General features: G+C 62.0%; 4 protein-coding genes and 1 pseudogene. All 5 read left to right on the forward strand.

The annotated features are described in order from the left end of the window. Positions 1 to 372 (forward strand): OmpA family protein (locus DBR24_RS32535; RefSeq protein WP_256591583.1); only part of this gene is annotated, 372 nt, incomplete at its 5' end. 43 nt (positions 373 to 415) lie between these two features. Then, the gene (locus tag DBR24_RS17010; RefSeq protein ID WP_008077691.1) at positions 416 to 1,204 is read left to right on the forward strand and encodes a ParA family protein; all 789 of its coding nucleotides are present in this window, start codon (positions 416 to 418) and stop codon (positions 1,202 to 1,204) included. Between the two features lie 2 nt (positions 1,205 to 1,206). Further along, complete coding sequence (locus DBR24_RS17015; protein WP_128615324.1) at positions 1,207 to 2,163, forward strand: CheW domain-containing protein; 957 nt, start codon at positions 1,207 to 1,209, stop codon at positions 2,161 to 2,163. A gap of 90 nt (positions 2,164 to 2,253) precedes the next feature. After that, complete coding sequence (locus tag DBR24_RS17020) at positions 2,254 to 2,739, forward strand: chemotaxis protein CheW (RefSeq protein ID WP_007919980.1); 486 nt, start codon at positions 2,254 to 2,256, stop codon at positions 2,737 to 2,739. Between the two features lie 27 nt (positions 2,740 to 2,766). After that, positions 2,767 to 2,869 (forward strand): annotated as a pseudogene (locus tag DBR24_RS32540) (DUF2802 domain-containing protein); the annotation flags it as partial.

Consider the following 2,869-nt stretch of genomic DNA (forward strand, 5'->3'; position numbering starts at 1 on the left):
ACCGACGATCAGCCGATCCGCACCGCGCAGTACCCGACCAACTGGGAACTGTCCTCGGCGCGTTCGGCGAGCATCGTGCGCATGCTGGCGATGCAGGGGGTGAACCCCGGGCGTCTGGCATCGGTGGGGTATGGCGAGTTCCAGCCGGTGGCCAATAACGCCACCGCCGAAGGCCGCGCAAAGAACCGGCGCGTGGTGCTGGTGGTGTCGCGCAATCTGGATGTGCGCCGCAGTCTGACCGGCACCGGCACCGCCAATGCACAACCGGACGCGGCGTTGAAGCGCGCTGGCACACAAACTGCACCGACCCCGGTCAAGACGCCGGGACGCGAGAGTGCCGTCAATTCTCCGTCACCCGCATTAATACGCTGAGCTATGTCTCGGTCGAGCATCTCGGCCGGGAGGAACGAACCGAATGAGAGTCTGGGCAGTCGCCAATCAAAAGGGTGGTGTCGGTAAAACCACATCTTCCATCGCTTTAGCCGGATTGCTGGCGGAGGCGGGCAAGCGCGTGGTTGTGGTCGACCTCGACCCGCACGGCTCGATGACCAGCTATTTCGGCTACGACCCCGACAGCCTGGAACACAGCAATTACGACCTGTTTCTGCACAAGGGCAGCGTGCCGCAAGGCCTGCCGGGGCAGTTGCTGTTGTCGACCAGTGACGAGCGCATTTCCCTGCTGCCATCGAGCACCGCGCTCGCGACCCTTGAGCGTCAGTCGCCGGGACAGAGTGGTCTGGGCCTGGTGATCGCCAAGAGTCTGGCGCAGTTGTGGCAGGACTTTGATTACGCAGTGATCGACAGCCCGCCGTTGCTCGGCGTGCTGATGGTCAACGCCTTGGCCGCGAGCCAGCAACTGGTGATCCCGGTGCAGACCGAACACCTGGCCGTCAAAGGTCTGGAGCGCATGGTCAACACCCTGGCGATGATCAACCGCTCGCGCAAACAGGCGCTGCCGTTCAGCATCGTGCCGACCCTGTTCGACCGCCGTACGCAAGCCTCGATGCACACCTTGCGCGTGCTGCGCGACAAATTCCCCGACGAGATCTGGCAGGGTTATATCCCGGTCGATACCCGTCTGCGCGACGCCAGCCGGGCCGGTGTCACGCCTTCGCAATTCGACGGCAAGAGCCGTGGCGTGCTGGCTTACCGCGCGCTGCTCAAGCATCTGTTGGCGCAACAACTTGTTCCGCAGGTGGCTTGAGCATGAATCGGCCGATCAAATTGACGTCGCGTCCGCAACTGGCGTTGCAATCCTATCTGGATGGCTTGCTGCAGGAGATTCCTGACGAGTTGCTGCCAGTTGAGGCGCCGGTCGAGGTGATCGAAAGCACCGAGGCACTGGACGAGTTCCAGGCCGCGGTACTGGAGGAACAGGCGCGTGACTCCCTGAAAGCGGCCAAGCCTGCCGCACCGGTTGCTGCGCCTGCCGCCGCCCCGGTGGCCAAGGCCCCTGTCACGTTGCTTGAAGAGGCTGAGCCGGTGCGCGCAGCGGTTTCGACGCTCGCGCCCCTGCTGCAAACCCAATTGCTGAAAACCACGCCGGAACCGGCGGTGGTCGAGCCGGCTCCGGCTCCAGTTGCGCGTACGCCGGTCGAGCAGACCCTGGTCCCGCCGCTGGGAGAAGTGCATCTGCCGCCGAGCAATACGCCGCCACCGGTGGAAACCGATGGCCGCCCGGCCTGGGCTTCGGAAGCGTTCGAATGCCTGCTGTTCGACGTTGCCGGGTTGACCCTGGCCGTGCCGCTGGTGTGCCTCGGCTCGATTTATTCGCTGGCCGGCCACGAGCTGACGCCACTGTTCGGCCAGCCGGAATGGTTCCTCGGGATTCTGCCGAGCCAGGCCGGCAACCTGAAAGTGTTGGACACCGCACGCTGGGTCATGCCGGATCGCTATCGCGATGACTTCCGTCAGGGCCTGCAGTACGTGATTTCGGTACAAGGTTACGAGTGGGGGCTGGCGGTGCATCAGGTCAGCCGCTCGTTGCGTCTGGACCCGAACGAAATCAAATGGAGAAGTCACCGGGGTCAGCGGCCTTGGCTCGCCGGCACCGTGATTGAGCACATGTGTGCATTGCTTGACGTTTCCGCACTGGCCGAGTTGATCGCCAGCGGTGGGGCAAAGCACCTCGGCGGCCACAAGCCGCTACATAAACCGACGTAGCAGCCGACATAACAATCAGGCGACGGCATTGTTGAATGCCGCCACACAGAACACACACCGCCCAGAGCGGTTTTTTCGAGGGGTCAGGGTATGAGTAGTCAGGCGACGAATGCAAAAGGTTCTGAAGATCCGATCCTGCAATGGGTGACCTTCAAACTGGACAACGAAACCTACGGCATCAACGTGATGCGCGTTCAGGAAGTGTTGCGCTACACCGAGATCGCTCCGGTGCCGGGCGCGCCGAGCTACGTGCTGGGCATCATCAACCTGCGCGGTAACGTGGTCACCGTGATCGACACCCGTCAGCGCTTCGGCCTGAACAGCGGCGAGATCAGCGACAACACCCGTATCGTCATCATCGAAGCCGACAAGCAAGTCGTCGGCATCATGGTCGACAGCGTTGCTGAAGTGGTTTACCTGCGTCAGTCGGAAATCGAGACCGCACCGAACGTCGGTAACGAAGAGTCGGCCAAGTTCATCCAGGGCGTGTGCAACAAGAACAACGAACTCCTCATCCTCGTCGAACTCGACAAGATGATGAGCGAAGAAGAATGGTCGGATCTGGAGAACATCTGATTGATTCTTGAGGTTGCAGTCATTGTCCTGTTCCTCTTCTGGGCAGGCACGCTGGCGATGTTTCTGGCGTACATCAAGGCGCAGCGGGTGATCGCTGCGCAACAGGCTCAGGGCGATGCGCTGCGTGATC

Origin of the sequence: Pseudomonas sp. HMWF006 (genome assembly GCF_003061205.1) — a bacterium.
GTDB classification, from domain to species: domain Bacteria; phylum Pseudomonadota; class Gammaproteobacteria; order Pseudomonadales; family Pseudomonadaceae; genus Aquipseudomonas; species Aquipseudomonas monsensis.

Bases quoted from the DNA above. Each gene is read 5' to 3' on its own strand.
- DBR24_RS17010 (WP_008077691.1), top strand. From the start codon at position 416: ATGAGAGTCTGGGCAGTCGCCAATCAAAAGGGTGGTGTCGGTAAAACC.
- DBR24_RS17020 (WP_007919980.1), top strand. From the start codon at position 2,254: ATGAGTAGTCAGGCGACGAATGCAAAAGGTTCTGAAGATCCGATCCTG.
- DBR24_RS17015 (WP_128615324.1), top strand. From the start codon at position 1,207: ATGAATCGGCCGATCAAATTGACGTCGCGTCCGCAACTGGCGTTGCAA.